The 16,154-nt window shown below is 31.1% G+C and carries 16 protein-coding genes and 1 pseudogene; 8 read left to right on the top strand and 9 right to left on the bottom strand.

The genetic code is table 11. The features are described 5' to 3' along the window. The first annotated feature begins 18 nt into the window (after positions 1 to 18). From H0I26_RS15705 to H0I26_RS15690, 4 genes are all read left to right on the top strand, one after another. The gene (locus H0I26_RS15705; RefSeq protein WP_218699920.1) at positions 19 to 438 is read left to right on the top strand and encodes a GreA/GreB family elongation factor; all 420 of its coding nucleotides are present in this window, start codon (positions 19 to 21) and stop codon (positions 436 to 438) included. Positions 439 to 449: 11 nt separating this feature from the next. Beyond that, entirely contained in the window at positions 450 to 869 is a 420-nt protein-coding gene (locus H0I26_RS15700) for a hypothetical protein (protein ID WP_218699919.1), read from the top strand. Between the two features lie 3 nt (positions 870 to 872). Further along, entirely contained in the window at positions 873 to 1,262 is a 390-nt protein-coding gene (locus H0I26_RS15695) for a hypothetical protein (RefSeq protein WP_218699918.1), read from the top strand. Positions 1,263 to 1,351: 89 nt separating this feature from the next. Then, positions 1,352 to 2,182, top strand: coding sequence for a universal stress protein (locus H0I26_RS15690; protein WP_218699917.1), 831 nt, complete (start codon positions 1,352 to 1,354; stop codon positions 2,180 to 2,182). 126 nt (positions 2,183 to 2,308) lie between these two features. On the opposite strand, the gene H0I26_RS15685 is transcribed toward H0I26_RS15690, so the two are convergent. Next, complete coding sequence (locus H0I26_RS15685) at positions 2,309 to 3,088, bottom strand: hypothetical protein (protein WP_218699916.1); 780 nt, start codon at positions 3,086 to 3,088, stop codon at positions 2,309 to 2,311. 260 nt (positions 3,089 to 3,348) lie between these two features. On the opposite strand from H0I26_RS15685, the gene H0I26_RS15680 reads away from it, so the two are divergent. The 4 genes from H0I26_RS15680 (at position 3,349) to H0I26_RS15665 (ending at position 8,459) form a co-directional block, all read left to right on the top strand. After that, a complete protein-coding gene (locus tag H0I26_RS15680) occupies positions 3,349 to 5,820 on the top strand; it encodes an ATP-dependent Clp protease ATP-binding subunit (protein ID WP_218699915.1) in 2,472 nt (823 codons plus the stop codon). A 64-nt stretch (positions 5,821 to 5,884) separates the two neighbouring features. After that, entirely contained in the window at positions 5,885 to 6,334 is a 450-nt protein-coding gene (locus tag H0I26_RS15675) for a hypothetical protein (RefSeq protein WP_101019137.1), read from the top strand. 2 nt (positions 6,335 to 6,336) lie between these two features. Beyond that, positions 6,337 to 7,695 (top strand): DUF5458 family protein, encoded by a 1,359-nt coding sequence (locus tag H0I26_RS15670; RefSeq protein ID WP_218699914.1) that lies wholly within the window; start codon positions 6,337 to 6,339, stop codon positions 7,693 to 7,695. A 95-nt stretch (positions 7,696 to 7,790) separates the two neighbouring features. Continuing rightward, positions 7,791 to 8,459, top strand: coding sequence for an outer membrane beta-barrel protein (locus tag H0I26_RS15665; protein ID WP_218699913.1), 669 nt, complete (start codon positions 7,791 to 7,793; stop codon positions 8,457 to 8,459). A gap of 229 nt (positions 8,460 to 8,688) precedes the next feature. On the opposite strand, the gene tssD (H0I26_RS15660) is transcribed toward H0I26_RS15665, so the two are convergent. The 8 genes and pseudogenes from tssD (H0I26_RS15660) to H0I26_RS15625 all read right to left on the bottom strand — a co-directional run bounded on the left by tssD (H0I26_RS15660) (position 8,689) and on the right by H0I26_RS15625 (position 16,128). After that, positions 8,689 to 9,075, bottom strand: coding sequence for a type VI secretion system tube protein TssD (gene tssD, locus H0I26_RS15660; RefSeq protein ID WP_101019130.1), 387 nt, complete (start codon positions 9,073 to 9,075; stop codon positions 8,689 to 8,691). A 590-nt stretch (positions 9,076 to 9,665) separates the two neighbouring features. Beyond that, positions 9,666 to 9,803, bottom strand: a pseudogene (locus H0I26_RS19935) (hypothetical protein); the annotation flags it as partial. Between the two features lie 160 nt (positions 9,804 to 9,963). Next, positions 9,964 to 10,350, bottom strand: coding sequence for a type VI secretion system tube protein TssD (gene tssD / locus H0I26_RS15650; protein WP_218699912.1), 387 nt, complete (start codon positions 10,348 to 10,350; stop codon positions 9,964 to 9,966). An 814-nt stretch (positions 10,351 to 11,164) separates the two neighbouring features. After that, on the bottom strand, positions 11,165 to 11,473 hold the full coding sequence (locus tag H0I26_RS15645) for a hypothetical protein (RefSeq protein WP_218699911.1): 309 nt from the start codon (positions 11,471 to 11,473) through the stop codon (positions 11,165 to 11,167). 21 nt (positions 11,474 to 11,494) lie between these two features. Beyond that, the gene (locus H0I26_RS15640; RefSeq protein ID WP_218699910.1) at positions 11,495 to 12,175 is read right to left on the bottom strand and encodes a hypothetical protein; all 681 of its coding nucleotides are present in this window, start codon (positions 12,173 to 12,175) and stop codon (positions 11,495 to 11,497) included. After that, complete coding sequence (locus H0I26_RS15635) at positions 12,172 to 13,398, bottom strand: hypothetical protein (RefSeq protein ID WP_218699909.1); 1,227 nt, start codon at positions 13,396 to 13,398, stop codon at positions 12,172 to 12,174. The genes H0I26_RS15640 and H0I26_RS15635 overlap by 4 nt, the downstream gene beginning before the upstream one ends. After that, on the bottom strand, positions 13,395 to 14,348 hold the full coding sequence (locus H0I26_RS15630) for a hypothetical protein (RefSeq protein ID WP_218699908.1): 954 nt from the start codon (positions 14,346 to 14,348) through the stop codon (positions 13,395 to 13,397). Before H0I26_RS15630 ends, H0I26_RS15635 begins: the two co-directional genes overlap by 4 nt. A gap of 13 nt (positions 14,349 to 14,361) precedes the next feature. Beyond that, positions 14,362 to 16,128 carry a type VI secretion system Vgr family protein gene (locus H0I26_RS15625; RefSeq protein WP_218699907.1) on the bottom strand — a complete coding sequence of 589 codons (1,767 nt, stop codon included), beginning with the start codon at positions 16,126 to 16,128 and terminating at the stop codon, positions 14,362 to 14,364. Between the last annotated feature and the right edge of the window lie 26 nt (positions 16,129 to 16,154).

Genomic DNA, 16,154 nt, shown 5'->3' with positions numbered 1-16,154 from the left:
TTAAAAAAAGAAAAGAAGATGAAATACGGAAGTTTAATAATAGAAAAGAAAGAATATGTATATCTAAAACGGTTACTTAATATTTCTGGTTATGGAGATGATAATGTGGTTAAGAAATCACTTATAAAACTATCTGAGGAGCTTAAAACTGCTCAGATAGTAAACGAAGAAGACGTACCTGTGGATGTTGTTAGATTTAATAGTCTAGTCAGAATAGCGTCAGATAATGGTTGGGAAAAAGAATTGCAGGTTGTCATCCCGATGGAGAAAAATGTAACTCTTAATAAGGTCTCTGTTTTAGCGCCAATGGGTGCTGCGCTCTTAGGTTATTCTAAGGACGATATAATAAAATGGAGTTTCCCTGGAGGAGAACAAAACATTAAGATTATTGATGTAAAAAAGGAAATGCGTTTAAAAGGAATAGATGTTATTATTTAAAACACAAGGCTATGAAAAATCAAAATATACAAATATTTGACCACGATACAAATTTAGATGTCACACACAAGATTAATACAATGGAACTTGATAATTGGATTAATCACTTAAAATATATTAAAAAAGAACTTTCAAATCTTATTAATATTTGTAAAAATGAACTGAGTGATAAGTTAGACGATGATAGCGTTAGTGATAAGTTTGAGAAAAAAGCAATTGAAAACGAAACCTTGTTAAATGCTTTAAATGGCTATTCAAAGTCTAGGTTAAATATTATCGAATGTGAAGACACGCAGTGCGATATGATTTATATAACAGAACATGAAAGTTATAGAAGAAGTTACTTATATCATTTAGATAAGTACAGACGATTAAAAGATGAGTTTTTTAATAAAGTTCAGGGAACGTTCACGTTTTTAAAAGTTAATTAATAATTGAATACAGTTTCGGATGTTAAAATTGAATCGCATAGACGGTTATGTATAGTTAAGGATTTAAATGAATTAAGTCATTGGATGACCATGTTGGAATGGGCTATAAAGGAGTTGGATCATTTATGTATCATAGAGAAACAGCTTGTGAAAAGTGCTTCCATACCTAATAAGATACATGGCTTAAGACGAAAAATAATATTAAGCACAGCTCATTTTTGTAAATACGAACAAGAGTTAAATACGGAACTAGACTATGGTAAAACAGAGTATAATATAAGTAGAGCAAAAGTGCATGAGGTTAAAAGGCAACACTATCTGGCCTGTTTAAATGAGCATGAGCATTTTAAAATAACGTTATATGGTATGCTAGAAAAGTTTCAGCGCAAATAAAACAGTGTTATTGACTTCGTTTTCAATTAGTGTTGAGGTTGTCTGTATGTTGTCAAATGGAAATAACAATTAATCTAAAATAAAGCAAGATGAAAAAAATATTAATTCCAATAGATTTTACTTTGAATAGTTTTCAAACGATAGATTATGTTCTTGATCTTTTTAAAGATGAAGCTTGTGATTTTTATATTTTGAATACATATACATACAATACTAATAGTCTTGACGCTATACAGATGCTTCAAGTAGATGATGATTGGTTTGAGCAACCCAAACAACAATCTATAAGGCAATTAGGGACGTTGGTGGAGCGCTATACCTTAAATTTAAAATATGTAAACCATCGGTTTTATGCTGTGTCGGAGTGTTTAAGCTTATTGGATGCTATTAAAAAGTGCATAAATACGTTGTCCATAGATTTAATAATTTTAACCAGTAAAAAAGAAAATAATATAGGGAAAAAAACAAAAAACATTGTCGATAAAATAAGAAGCTGCCCCGTGTTACTTGTACCGCCTCATGCATCTGCTTGTAAAAAGAATAATTTAACGATAGCTTCAGATTTTAAAGAAAAAATAAATCCCCTTGAAATTAATAAATTTTTAAATATCTTAGAAAATACTAATCTTCAGATTACTATTTTAGTCTTAGGGAAGCAAAATACTTTAAGTGCTAATGCTTCAGATAATTTGGAAACAATTTTAAAGTCCATGCAACCTTTATTAAGGGGGCCTATAAAACTTCATTATGCAGGGACTTTCTATAAATTAAAAGATTACGCGCGCGCTCATTTAGATGGTATTATGTGTATTGTAGATAAAAAGCCTGATGTTTTTAGAAAAATAGGTTTATTTCACTCTAATATATTTTCGACATTAAAACAGCTTCGTGCCAATACCGTTTTAACTATTCATCAATAAATGATATGTTATGAATAATCGTAGATTTAACCTGTTAGTTATTGTAATTGGAGTAGTGGTGATGTTATTATTATCGTGGCTAGTCCCAGCTCCAATTTTTGAAAATTAATAAAACACTTTAAAAAATTAAAACGTTTTTGTTAATGATATTACTAGTCCCTTTCTTGTTGAAATTTTAAAGACCTGTCCATCATCATCAGAAGTTACAAAATTTTCTAAGGCTTCAAAACTTAATTCACTCGGTAAAAAAGTTGTTTTATCAGTAATTAAAAATGTTCTTAACTTAGGATTAGAATTTACAATTTGATAGAAGCTTTGATTTGATGCTTCAGCTTTTTTTAATTGTATAAAATCCACGCTTATTAATTTGAAGCCAGCTTCTGTAGTTTGTTTTTTTATTAAACAATCGTAAACAACAGTCTCGTTAGCGATCAAGTTCGCAATGTTTTCAGGAACTTTAGTATTACCTATCGTTATATCTAAGATTTTTGGGGTGTCAATTTCAGAGGCCTCTTCTTTTATGGGGTCTTCAACCGGAGTAGCAGACTCTAATTTAGAGTTGATGGTCTCTGTTTTAGTTTCTATAACACTGTTCTCTTTAGGTAAAGCACTTAATTTTATGGCCTTTTGACAGGCCCAGTTTTCAGGTAAGATTAATTGATTTAATGTAAAGTCTATCGCGAAAAGGGCATTTGGAGTTTCAAAAACACCTTTAGCCGTTACCTTTCCTGTAATATAGTTGTTTTCTCCCCATTGCATCAAATACGCGTTTCTATTTATTTTGGAGAATGTATATATCGTCCCATTAGCATCATTACATTGCCATTGTCCTTCAAAACCCGATAAATCATCCGTACAAGTAAATAGGCTAAAACAGATAAGTATTAAAAATAGTCTTTGGATCATTAGTTTTTTTTATTGGTAGTATTTAATTTTAAGAGATCTAAATTAAATAGATTTTTTTAATTTACATCAATCTAAATTTAGTATTCGTATTTTTAGACATCAAATACAACATAGGATTTAAGTTTAAATATGTTTTTAATTGGTTAAAATTGCGTTTCATGGATAAAACCGTGCACTTATTCGTTTTTATATTACCAATCCATATTAATTATATATTTTTATTTTTGAGTCCACAAACCATCAACCTACAGACTTAAAATATGGAATACACCTTAGACGAGGCTTTAAATAAAGCGATACACATTTCTCAATCTATAGCTAGAGAATATTCGCACAAAGAATATTCATCTGCACATTTATTAAAAGCGCTATTACACAGAGATATAGGGATGCTTAAATACCTTGAAAGTATCGGTATTGACGCTTATTATATAGAAGAATGGGCAGAAGTACGATTAGAATCTTTTCCTAAAACTAATAAAGTACCAGAAAAACCTAATCATGATGCCTTTGTTGAAGCTGTTTTTAACGAAGCTGAAAGTGTAAAATTAAAATTAGGAGTGGAAGAAGTTAATGTTCACAGTGTTTTGGCGGCATTAGCAACACCTGGCGTAGGGTTTTCGTTTGAACAACTAAAAACATTCCCATTACAGGCAGATGATATTATTAAAAACTCGAGTGTAAAGTCGTCAAATGGTTCTGCTAATAGTGCTGGGGGAAAAGCGACTAATGGTATAAATACTGAAGCAAAAAATGGTATTGACTATACAATTAATAAAACTGAATTAGCTAACAATAGTGAGCTTGAAATTATTTCAGGAAGAGATTCCGAGATAAAAATGATAACAGAAATCCTAGGAAGACGCTCAAAACCGAATGTTATTATTTTAGGAGAACCAGGGGTCGGTAAAACTGTTATGTTAAACGGGTTGACCTACACGACTTTAAATGATAATATTCCGGAACAATTAAAAGATGCTAAAATTTTTGAATTAGACTTTATAAGTTTGGTTTCTGGAGCAGGATATAAAGGAGAGATTGAAGACCGATTAAAAAAAGTTCTGGAAGACGTTAAGAAGCATGATAAAGCTATTTTATTAATTGACGAGCTTAATACAATTACCGATAAGACAAATGGTAACCAAGGTTTAGTTAATATTTTAAAGTCTGAATTAGTTAAAGGTGAAATAACCATAATTGCGACAGCAACAAATGATGCGTTTAGAAAACATATCGAAATTGATGAAGGATTGTCCCGACAATTTGAAACAATTACGTTAGAAGAGCCTTCTCCTATCGAAGCGCTTAGAATGATAGAGAATACTATATCCTATTATACAGAGCATCATGATTTAACTATTGATAATGAAACTATTGCAGAAGCGATACGATTAGCACAGCGTTATAATAAAGAACGTAGCTTACCTGATTCTGCCATAGATTTGATAGATCGTACAATGTCCGCAGCAAAGTTTATGATTGAAACTTCTGTTGCAGAAATAGAGTTATTAGAACAGCGTGTAGCAGATTTAAAAGAAGAAAAGCGTCCCACAGAAGAAGCTATCAGCGAAATCAAATGGATGTACACACAAATGAAAGATAAGTTAAGCTATCTTTTATTTACCGAGTTGGAAGAAGAAAACCAACTGGAACATATCACGACATCGGCAAAAGGGTTTAAGGAATTGAATTCAATTTTAAAAAAGCTATTAAAAGTTGCGTCAAAAGAGAAAAAAGAGGTTACTAAAAATGATATCGCTTTAACGATTGCTAATAAAACAGGGATTCCGACGGGTAAACTTCAAGCAGATGAGAAAGATCGTTTGTTAAATATGGAAGATCAACTTAAAAAACGTGTGATTGGTCAAGACCATGCGGTACAAGTAATTACCGAGGCTGTTTTAGAATCTAGATCAGGTTTAAGTAAGCCAGGACTGCCTATCGGGTCTTTCTTTTTCTCAGGACCAACAGGTACAGGGAAAACAGAATTAGCGAAGGCCTTAGCTGAATTTTTATTTCAAACTGAAACATCAATCATTCGATTTGATATGTCAGAATTTAAAGAGGAACATTCTGCAGCATTATTATATGGAGCACCTCCGGGATACGTAGGGTATGAAGAAGGTGGTTTATTGGTTAATAAAATCAGACAAAAGCCGTATTCCATTGTTTTATTTGATGAAATAGAAAAAGCACACCCTTCCGTATTTGATATCTTTTTACAAATATTAGACGAAGGAAAGCTACATGACCGTTTAGGAAAAGAAGGCGATTTTTCTAATGCAGTGATATTATTCACCTCAAACATAGGAAGTGATCATATCGTAGAGTCTTTTAATAATGGAGATATCCCAAAATCGAATGATTTATTAGAAATGATGGGTAAACATTTTAGACCAGAATTTTTAGGACGATTAACAGAGATTATTCCTTTCTCTCCGATCATGGAAGATTTTATTACTAAAATATTTAAAATCCAATTAAAAGACTTACACAAAGCGTTAGAAAAACAAGAAATGTCCTTACATTTATCAGAGAAAGCAATAACCCACCTTGCTAAAAAAGGATTTACACCAAAATACGGAGCAAGACCATTACGTGGTGTAATAAGAAAAGACTTGAGGTCGCCACTTTCCAAGAAAATAATATCAGGTGAACTAACTAAAGGAGCGACTATAAAATTAGATATAGATAAAAAAGGAGCTTTAACATGGGATATATCTAATAAATAGCATAACGAATAAAAAAATAGTTTTATATTTAACACAATTATTAATCTAATTTGAATTTAAGAAAATGAGTGATACTTACGGAATAGGAGGTAACGAAGTAAAATCTGATGCAGCAGAAGCTATTCAGGATATTCCTCAAAACAGGACGTTATTTGTAGAGAAATTAACACAAGATCAACCAATCAAACCTGAGGTTGTAAAGGGATTAAAAACGGTTGATGATGTTTTTGAGCATTATAAGCCAAATGTAGATGTTGAATTTGAAGATTCTGATGGCGTTAATAAAAAAGAAAATTTAAAATTTAGTAACCTTGGAGATTATGGTGCTATAGGAATTACAAAACAAAGTAAATTTTTAAAGGATTTAAGTACTGAAAAAGATCAGTATGTTAAAATTGCTAAGCAATTGAAAACAAATAAAATCCTTAAAACGGCACTAGAAAACCCAGAAGCAAAACAAGCTTTATTAGAATCTATAAGAGCTTTATTAACAGAAATAGAAGAAAATAAATAAACATGTCAACATCTCAAAATCAAGCACAAGGATTTCAGCCAGTTGAAAATCCTTCAGAATATTTAAAAGAAAATAATGAAAAACTAGCAAAATACGGTGGTTTTGATTTAATGGAAGCTTGCGTTGAAGGCGTTCAAAATATGAATCCTGAGCGTAAGGCGAGAAAAAAGATTTTTTTAACGGAAAACGCTAAAAAAGATGAGCGTGAGACCTTAAAAAAAGTGTTAGAAATGTGGTCTTCTGTTTTATCAGGATCTGAGGATATCTCAGACATGGTGGAAACGTCTCAAAAGCTATCTCAAGAAGCAGATGTCTCGTTAAAAAAGAACTTAGGTCGAGCAATAAACGCAACTCGTGAGTTAGAGAAGTCTTATAGATCTATGGCACTTTTCTACAAAAATACTGAAGCAGATAAACTTAAAAATATATCTATTGTTAATGCAGAGTTAGAGCAAGTTAAGGATTTAGATAATACTAGATTTATAGATGCGATTTCTGAGGAATTAAATGGTGCTTATGACCGTTTAGATTTAAGAGATAACTATGGTTTACTTGTTATACCTGGTTACTTAGGATCAAATAAAGTAGTAGAAAAATGGGCAAAAATAGCCTATGATAATAAAGTGATGTTAGTTACTGATTTTGCACATTTAGATGAGCCAGATGATGTAATGGAAATGTTTGAATCTGCAAACTTAACAGGAGGAGATAAATACCGTTCTAATGTAATTATGTCTTGTAACTGGTTAGTTGGAAGAGGTAAAGTTGATGAAGTAGGAGAGGAAGATGATTTGTTTATACCACCAGCAGGTGCTTTAGCAGGTAAAATATATAACACATTAATGTCTCAAGTAACTGCAGGTAAGAAGTTTGGAGGTATTAACGAAATTGATGGTGTCCGTTTTGATTTAAAGAAGAGTGAAATTGCACAACTTGAAAAACTTGGTTTAGTACCAATGGTTAATGAGTATGGTAAAGTAATGGCATTCTCTGCTAAAACGTTATTTAATGGAGATAACTTAGGGTTACAAACCTATTCTGTAGTTCGTGTTTTTGACTATGTAACTAAAGTATTAATGGATTTCTTAAACCGTCGTGCATTTGAAAACTTTAATGCTAAGACAAGAAAAGAATTAATGGGGCAAATCGTTAAGTTTTTAGATAATATTACAGGCCCAGATAAATTAATAGAAGATTTTTCTATTAAGCGTTTTGAGCAAGATCATAATCAGAAAGATCGTATTTTCTTAGACGTACATATGAAACCTTATTTTCCAGCAAAAAACTTTATGATCAAAATGGATGGTCAAAAAGGAGACGATGGAAACGCTTGGGATGCAGAGTATGAACAACAAAAATAATGGTTAAACAATTTGAGCACAAAAAAACCGAAGTTATCACTTCGGATTTTTTTGTACTATTCTTTAAATTACATTAAACAATTACAGTATTTAGTATGAAAAAACAATTAGGGATTTTCGCGATTTTATCATTAATGGTTACTAGCTTTTATGCCCAAGATGATTTAAGTGAATCAGAATATTATCTTTTGAAAGATGACATTCTATTGGAAGGAGTCGTAAGTTTTAAGTCTCAAAGTGATGAAGAGGATTTAAGCGGAGTTAAATCTTCGTCTTATACTATCAATCCAAAAGCAGGATATTTTATCACAGACGATTTGGCTATTGGACTAGATTTATCATATTCATTTGGGAAATCAGAAACGGAAGAAGTTAGTCAGAGTTCAAATATTGAAGATAAAACTATTATGGGAGGTGTTTTTCTTAGGTATTATTTTTTAAATTTAGGTAAAAGATTCAAAATATATGGAGAGCTAGGTGGAGGTTATGTAACATCTGAAACAGGATTTGAGTCTGATCCAGAAAAATCTAATGGTTTACAAAGTAATCTGACACTTGGGTTAAATTACTTTGTAAAGGAAAACATTGCAATATCCTTTGTTTTAGCAGATTTAGTGAAATATAAGTCTATAACTTATGAAGAGCGATTTAACAATGAGGTTTCAATTAGGGATGAAATAACAGTTAATACCCTTACGGCCGATTTAAATGTTTTTAATAATTTTTTTGGAGGTGCTCGATTTGGTGTAATGTTTAAGTTTTAGTAATTACTTTAATAAATTTTAAAAAATCTCATGACTATTTTTCATGGGATTTTTTTTTAGTTATTTTATTTAAACTGTGTCTGATAATTGCATTAGTAACTAGGCCATTTTAGTTGTTAATCTAACAAATTAGAATTGCTAAAGATAAACTTTGAGAGGTATAAAAAAAGGAGTGGCAATTTGCCGCTCCTTTTGGTTGTAATAGTAATATGATGTATTATAAGTTTACTTAAACCCAATCATTAACATGCTCTCCATTTCCAATACCAATACCTTTAGCAGAAATCACAAAAGACTCAGACATTGGGTTTTTACCAGTAGAGTCGAAGTTTTCACGGTATTTAACCATATAACCTTCAGAAAATTTTAATTCTTTAGAAGTAGATTCACTATCTCTTTTTAAGTAAACGATAGAGCCATCTTTACGTTCAAAGTTGTTAAACATCCAGTCAGAAAGGCTAACATCGGCAGTAGATTCTACAGTTAATTTTATCTTTCCACCTCTAGTAATAGAAGAAGGTCTTCCTGTTGCATCAGTTTCTTGGTGTAATTCATAAGAACAATTTAACACATTGTACTCTTGTCCTCCTAATTTTAGTTTTGCTTTAAAAGCCATAAAAAATATTTAATAAAAAAATTGCACGCCATTATTGGCATATACTATAAGATACTAATTAAAATGAGTGATTACAATTATTATCGACTATAGGTAGAAATAATAGATTAAAGTATTTTTGTGATATGGATTTAAACCTTTTCCATTTGGTATCAGTTAAATGTTTTAATATCATTTGTCTATAACCTAGGCTCAGAATACTCGAAGGATATTATATAAATAACATTTCAAAAGGCTGCTTTTTTAAGCTTTTAATTTTATCAATATCGATAACTGATTAAAAATTTATATCTGGGCATTCTGATTGTAACATAGCCATTGCTAAAATTTGAAAATAGAAAGGGGATAGTTCTCCATTTTTATTTATTACAGGAATATTTTCGTTTTTATACTCTATTTCTAAATTGTCTTTATTTTTTATGATGGCGTTTTTTATGCATTCTCTTTTGTTTTGAATATCTTCAACTTCATGAGCGCATTTACAAGCTATTTGAGCTGTTAATACAGATTCTGGTTCCTCAGTTACAGTTTATTAAAAGCAATGCGCATATGGGGGTAAAAATGAGAAGTTTCTTCATTTAATTTAGAATTTAAGTATTATTTATAGAGTGTGGTAAACAAAGCCCCAAAATGGTTGTTTTATTTGTGGGTTTTATAGGAATAGTTAGTTGTCCTCCGTGAGGTTCTTGAGATGGTCGCCCTGTATTATCCGCACATTGGCAAAAACCAAAAGAGCATTCTCAAACATTCATTCCGTTATTATCAATATTGAGTTTGGTTACAAATGAAATGTTTTTTGGAATTTAAAAGAATATAGAATACAAAAAAGGGAGTAGCATGAGCCCTCCCTTTAGTTATAATAGTATGATAATTAATTATGAGTTTAAATTAAACCCAGTCATTAACATGTTCTCCATTTCCAATTCCAATTCCTTTAGCAGAAATTACGAATGATTCAGACATTGGATTTTTTCCAGTAGAATCAAAGTTTTCAAAATACTTAACCATGTATCCTTCTGTAAATTTTAATTCTTTAGACGTAGATTCGCTATCTCTTTTTAAGAATACGATAGAGCCATCTCTACGTTCGAAGTTATTAAACATCCAGTCAGAAAGACTAGTGTCTGCAGTAGACTCAACAGTTATTTTAATTTTACCTCCTCTAGTAATAGAAGAAGGTCTTCCTGTAGCGTCCGTTTCTTGGTGTAATTCATAAGAAGAATTTAACACATTGTACTCTTGTCCACCTACTTTAAGTTTTGCTTTGAAAGCCATAATAAAAAATATTTAATTAATAAAAAGTTTAAAAGCCATTATTGGCATGGTATAAACCTAATAACTTTATAGAGTGCTCACAAATATTTACGACCAAATACCGTTTTATCTGCTGAAACATGATTAGGTGACATTTAGTTAACATTAGTGCGTTGACATCTAAAGATTTATAGGTTATCCAAAAAGTGTCTAGTGTAATTCAATTTTTGGATAATTAAAAAATTTGATTGAAATGTTTGTACACTTAGCTTTAAATGCTATTTCTAGTTTAATTTTAAGTCCTACTTTGTATTAACATTTCTGAATTTCCTCGCTACCGCTCGTTTGTTATTAGTGCCGTTCATGTTGTTTTAAGAAACCGATAGTATCAATTCTTAAAATGGTATGATTGTTTAAAAAATTATTAACACTACTATATTTACAATCTATAGGTTTGTTATTGTGTTGTCAAAATTGATGTTTTAAGATGTAAGTTTTTTTCTTTCCCAGTGTTTTTAAACATCCTTAATAAACGTTCTTTTCAACTTTTAATAAGATTTTATTTAATATTCTTATGTATTAATGTTTTTTTATTTCTCAATAGACTTATTGGGGTTCCTTAGCACCTAAAACACAAAATGCACATTGTTAGGCATAAAGCAATATGCAAATAATGTCATGCTGTTTTTGATTTATACCTTTTATACATATCCTAAAAACACAAAAAGCTATCTAAATTAATAGATAGCTTGTATTATTTGTTTTTTTAGAATTTATTTGGTATAGCACGCGTTATTAACCTGTGCTAACGGGGGATTTATAGTTTATTTGAATTTTACTTTCCAAGAGTTAATTCTGGGCATTCTGTTTCTAGCATTGCCATCATAACTAATTGTATATAAAAAGCATTGATTTCACCATTATTGTCAATTACAGGTATGTTAGTGTCTTTGTAAAAAAGTTCTAATTCCTGCTTGTTTTCTTTTATAACGTCTTTGATGCATTTTCTTACACCTTCAGATTCTTGATTAGAAGCTGCACAAGCACATGCTAATTTTGCTGTTTTAACAGATGCTGATTCATTTTTTGTACATCCAGTTAAAAGTATTAAAAAAATAAATGCAGATATTATTATTGTTTTCATGATAATTAGTTTGATTTAAATTTAGTAAAAATTTTTAGAGATATAGTAAATAGAGTATAACACAATAAATATAGGTACAAATACTAACCATAAACCTTGAATTAAATTTTTATTGGAAATATCTTCAATAAAATTATATAGATATCGATCTTCTAAATTATAAGGAGATTTAATAAAACGATAAGATTTAATACTGCTCATTTTTGATTTTTCGTTAAATTTATAGTCTATTTTATTTAAGCATGCTTCATCTAAATAAATAATAATATAACTGTTTTTCCAAGTATTTAAGTTAAGATTAAAATAGGGAGGTTTATGTTGGATAGTGCTTACCGTTATATTTTTTGATAGTTCATTATTGAAAAAAGTAAAATAATATTCGTTTAGTTGAGCACCTTGTCCATAAAAAGTAAATTTTTTCTCAATTACTTGGTCAGTTATAATTCTATCGATTTTTAATTTAAACTCTTTTAAGCTTGATGCTTTTTTTAGAGCTAAATTTTTGTAGTATTCTTTTACAAAAAAGAATAAATAAAAAAAGTATAGAACAAGAGGAATTAAATAAAATACAAAGGTTGATTTAAAGTTTAAAGTGCTTGAGAATATGGACAATAAAATAAATAAGACAATCAATCCAAAGAATAAAAAAAACATTCCAAAGCCAATTTGTGTTATTAAATTTATTTCTTTTTTATTACTCATGAAATTGGAGTTTTAGCTGTTATTGTGCCATTAGCACTAATTAAATCTTGTTGTGCTGCAATAGCAAGCTCTTTTCTTGCTCCTTCTGTAAACCAAGTAGAAACAAAAGGTAAGACTAAGGCCGTAACAGAAAAAGATTCAATTTTTTGAGAAGCAGCTAATCTCCCCCCTTTGCTTATTGCTCCTGTTTTTGATTCTAATTGTGTCTGAGTTTGTGCTCTTGTAAGACTTGTTCTTCCGTATTCCTGTATAGCTTTTAAAACTTCTGGATTGGTTTTTTTTAAGCTTTTTATCGCTGCTCTTCTTTCTCCACGAGGCATCTTGCTTAATTTTTCATAAACCTTCATGTTTTCGCTGTCAACACCTCTTTGCGCAAGTGTTTTTTTTGCCTTTTGCCAATTTTTAGGGCTTGTTATATCCGCTATATTTTCCGGATCGCTTGGATCTATAGTGCTAGTTTCGCTAATCCACTCTGGGGTGTAGCTAAGCCCTTCAACTTCATTTAAGTTTTTATAACTTTCATTATCTTCTAGAGAGTTGGATCGTATTGCATCTTTTAAACCTGTTGTTCCAAATGATATTAATGGTGATCCAATTACCGTAAATAAAGTCATTTTTCCTACAGCTCCCCAACCTCCAACTCCAGTAGAAACAATACCAAAGCCAAAGAAAAACGAAATTGCCATATTTGCACCAATTTCAACCCTATTCCCAAATGCTATTTCTTCAGCAGCAGCAGCAGCTAAAGCTGGATCTAGAATTGGTTTTAAAATCCCAGATTTACCACATGTTAATAATGACATTTGCGTTACAGCTGATGCTTGATCAAATTTGACAGTACTATGTTGAAATGACCAAGCTCCTGCTGATAAATTTGGCGTACAAGTATGTGATACTTTAGCAACTACATATGTAACTGCTCCAGCTGCCATAACAGCAGCTCCGACAGCTATAACAGCCCAACCAATTGGGCCAGAAAGAATTAATGCAGCACCTAATAATAAACCAGCACCAAAAGCTAGTAAAGAGCCCGCTAAATTCATTGGTATTTTACAAACAAAAGCTATTTGAATGTTTTTATCAGCTACGGTAAGTAAAGGTTCTTTTTTACTTTTATGCATAACTGTAACCGTTGGACGTGCTACAATTAATTGACTGGGAGAAGGGCTAGTTTGGTATGTACAAACCGTTGGCGTTTTATTTGGAATATATTTAGCACTCATAACGCAACTTGTTTCATGTTAAACTCGGTCAAAAATTCATAATTATTTTTTATTTGTTCAGAAAAAACAGCTTTAGCTTCTGTTATAAAACCTGTTTTTTTATCAATTTTATAAGATAATCTATATATGTAATTGTATTCAGTATAATTATACTCAATCATAGGTTTATAAAACAAATCGTATTGTCTACGTAACTCGTTAACGTTTAATTTGTCTAACATTGGAGCTCCAACTCTTCTTTTGTGAATAAAGTTTTCGTCTTCGCTGATTACACTTTCAGTAATTAAAACTTCTACGTCAATTTTTTGAAATATTTGAGATGAAAATTTTAAAACTTTTTCTGAATTATTTTCTTTTTTTAAGTCAAGTAAATAGGAGTCTAGTAGAATATGGTAAAATAAGTTTTTATCGTACGTTTTTATTAAGTTTTTTTCTTTCCCAAATTCAATATCACCATTATCAATAATATCTTGAGCTGCTGCTTTATTTACTTTTTTTAATTCTATAAAAAAATCTTCATTTGGTAAAATGTCGGTTTTGAATGTGTTCCAAGCGTTTTGAATAGTGCTATGATTTAGAATTGAATTAATCTTGCCTTCTTTATTTAAATTAAGTTTCACATTTTCTTTTAAATACTCTAATTCAGAAAAAGCTTTTAATGCTATTTCATAATGTTTAGGATCTGCATTAAAAACATAATCCTTTAAACTAACGTTTAAACTTATTGGGTTAGATCTTTCAATAAAATTTACTAAGTATTCTTTTTTTACATTTGCGTTAAATACAATTTCTTTATCTGTATGAGTTGCATTTATTTGCTCACAGCGATATCTAAGTTGGTTTTTAGGTTTATTTGGGTTAAAAAAATCATCATCACTTCTTTCTATAGATAATGATTTAGCATTATCTTCTTCATCTAGTAAAAAACTTAGTCTTTTATTTTTTGACATAATATTTCTATTTTTAATTGATATCTACGTTTGATCCAATAATTTTTAAATTTCCATCCATAAATACTTGACTAGGACCAGAATTTACGTTAACACTTTTACTGCCAGAAATGACTATAGTTTCACCTATTAAACCAATATTTTTTCCTTTGATTTCAATTGTTCCATCTTTTTGGATAATAACAGAACTGTCTCCAACTACAATTTGAACAAACTCCTTACCTTTAAGGTCTATTTTGCCATCTTTATCCATTATTAGTGTGCTGGCACCATCACCTACATTAATCTCGTTTTTTACGTTAGCTTGAGAAATAAGTGTTCCAGAACCATCAAGTTTTATTCCTGCTGTTCCAGAATCAGTAATGGTTGTTGACCCTTCATTATCATTAAAAACCATTTTGTTTCCACTTCTAGATTGCAGTGCTTTAATATCGTTATTAGCGTTTTGGAAGGCTCCCGCTTTCCCTCCGCCATTGTATAAACTCCCTAACATATAAGGGTGCTCTGCATTACCGCCTTCAAAGCCAATTAAGACTTCCTCACCAGTTTCTGGAATAAAATGAAAGCCTTTTTCTCCACCTGCGTGAGGGGTTACAATACGTATCCAAGGTGTCATTTCTCCTGTTATTTTTTGCCAAGGCATTTGTACACGTATTCTACCCAAACCGTCAGGATCTGCATTTTCCATCACTATAGCCGTTTGTGTGTCACTTTTAGGGAAGGCATTAATGTTAGTGTTGGGATAAGCATCAAAATCTGCAGTTACTGCTTCAAACCTGTTTTCGTAATCTCCATTTTCTCTATTGCTATGCGTGATGTTTATGACTCTATAATTTGCACCTTCAATAGTTACAATATTTCCTAATTTTACGCCAGGATTATCACTAATACCATTCAGTTTTACCTGCTGCATTTCGATAGCTTTTTTCTGCAATTCTATGCTAGAGTCTAATCTTTGTTTTGCTTGCGGATCATTATATAAATTGTGCCATACTTTGGTTTCTTTAGTATAGATACTATCTGATTTACTAGAGACAAAACCGCTATAACCGCTGGCGCCAGAACTGATATCTTTAGCGTCTTTTTCGTGCACATCGTTTAGTAAGTAATCGTTAGCATAAAATTTGTAATTATACGACTGTGGCGTTAAATTTAGATTGTATTCTTTAAGATCAAAACCATAAGTCAACGCTAATTCTTCCTCTTCTGGTGCTCCAAAGATTAACTTAGCACCATTATAATAAAACCACTCGCCATATTGTGCAGCAAGACGACTAGCATAATTGTAAGCACTTTCTCCGTTTTGGACAGAGTAATGTAGGGTAGCGGTGTTATTAGGTTGTATTAGGACTTCTAATTTAGATCTATCATAGTCGCTAAAGGTACGGTCTAGTATTTCTGCCAATGAGACATCATTATAAGAGGCATAATGTGGACCATCATCTGCTATAAAGGTGGGGCTTAAGGCGGTAATGATAACTTCGTCACCTGAGCCAGCTTCATGCCCTTTAATGGTGGTTATCTGGGATACAATGCCTTTAAACTCTAAAGCTTTGTAGCCGTTAAAAGCATCTAATGCCGCAATTTGGAACGTAATGGTTTCTCCTAAGTAGTTTTTACTAGATTCTCCAAGTGCTTCAGATAGATTTTCTAAAACGTCCATACGACAGACTAACTCTAGTCTGTGATGGGCATCTATTTTTTGATGGAGTTCTATTGATTTAAATGCAGTAATCTCTGTTCCTGAGATAAATATAGTGGTGTTGCTTTGTAATGCCATAGTCTTATATATTATTAAAACTGGGT

Source organism: Olleya sp. HaHaR_3_96, assembly GCF_019278545.1.
Taxonomy (GTDB): domain Bacteria; phylum Bacteroidota; class Bacteroidia; order Flavobacteriales; family Flavobacteriaceae; genus Olleya.
Note: the sequence above shows the minus strand (reverse complement) of the source record. Positions and strands in the feature narration are given on the sequence as shown.

Excerpts from the sequence above, each read along its gene's own strand:
- H0I26_RS15705 (WP_218699920.1), top strand. The coding sequence starts at position 19 with ATGAAATACGGAAGTTTAATAATAGAAAAGAAAGAATATGTATATCTA.
- H0I26_RS15700 (WP_218699919.1), top strand. The coding sequence starts at position 450 with ATGAAAAATCAAAATATACAAATATTTGACCACGATACAAATTTAGAT.
- H0I26_RS15690 (WP_218699917.1), top strand. The coding sequence starts at position 1,352 with ATGAAAAAAATATTAATTCCAATAGATTTTACTTTGAATAGTTTTCAA.
- H0I26_RS15685 (WP_218699916.1), bottom strand. The coding sequence starts at position 3,088 with ATGATCCAAAGACTATTTTTAATACTTATCTGTTTTAGCCTATTTACT.
- H0I26_RS15680 (WP_218699915.1), top strand. The coding sequence starts at position 3,349 with ATGGAATACACCTTAGACGAGGCTTTAAATAAAGCGATACACATTTCT.
- H0I26_RS15675 (WP_101019137.1), top strand. The coding sequence starts at position 5,885 with ATGAGTGATACTTACGGAATAGGAGGTAACGAAGTAAAATCTGATGCA.
- H0I26_RS15670 (WP_218699914.1), top strand. The coding sequence starts at position 6,337 with ATGTCAACATCTCAAAATCAAGCACAAGGATTTCAGCCAGTTGAAAAT.
- H0I26_RS15665 (WP_218699913.1), top strand. The coding sequence starts at position 7,791 with ATGAAAAAACAATTAGGGATTTTCGCGATTTTATCATTAATGGTTACT.
- tssD (WP_101019130.1), bottom strand. The coding sequence starts at position 9,075 with ATGGCTTTTAAAGCAAAACTAAAATTAGGAGGACAAGAGTACAATGTG.
- tssD (WP_218699912.1), bottom strand. The coding sequence starts at position 10,350 with ATGGCTTTCAAAGCAAAACTTAAAGTAGGTGGACAAGAGTACAATGTG.
- H0I26_RS15645 (WP_218699911.1), bottom strand. The coding sequence starts at position 11,473 with ATGAAAACAATAATAATATCTGCATTTATTTTTTTAATACTTTTAACT.
- H0I26_RS15640 (WP_218699910.1), bottom strand. The coding sequence starts at position 12,175 with ATGAGTAATAAAAAAGAAATAAATTTAATAACACAAATTGGCTTTGGA.
- H0I26_RS15635 (WP_218699909.1), bottom strand. The coding sequence starts at position 13,398 with ATGAGTGCTAAATATATTCCAAATAAAACGCCAACGGTTTGTACATAC.
- H0I26_RS15630 (WP_218699908.1), bottom strand. The coding sequence starts at position 14,348 with ATGTCAAAAAATAAAAGACTAAGTTTTTTACTAGATGAAGAAGATAAT.
- H0I26_RS15625 (WP_218699907.1), bottom strand. The coding sequence starts at position 16,128 with ATGGCATTACAAAGCAACACCACTATATTTATCTCAGGAACAGAGATT.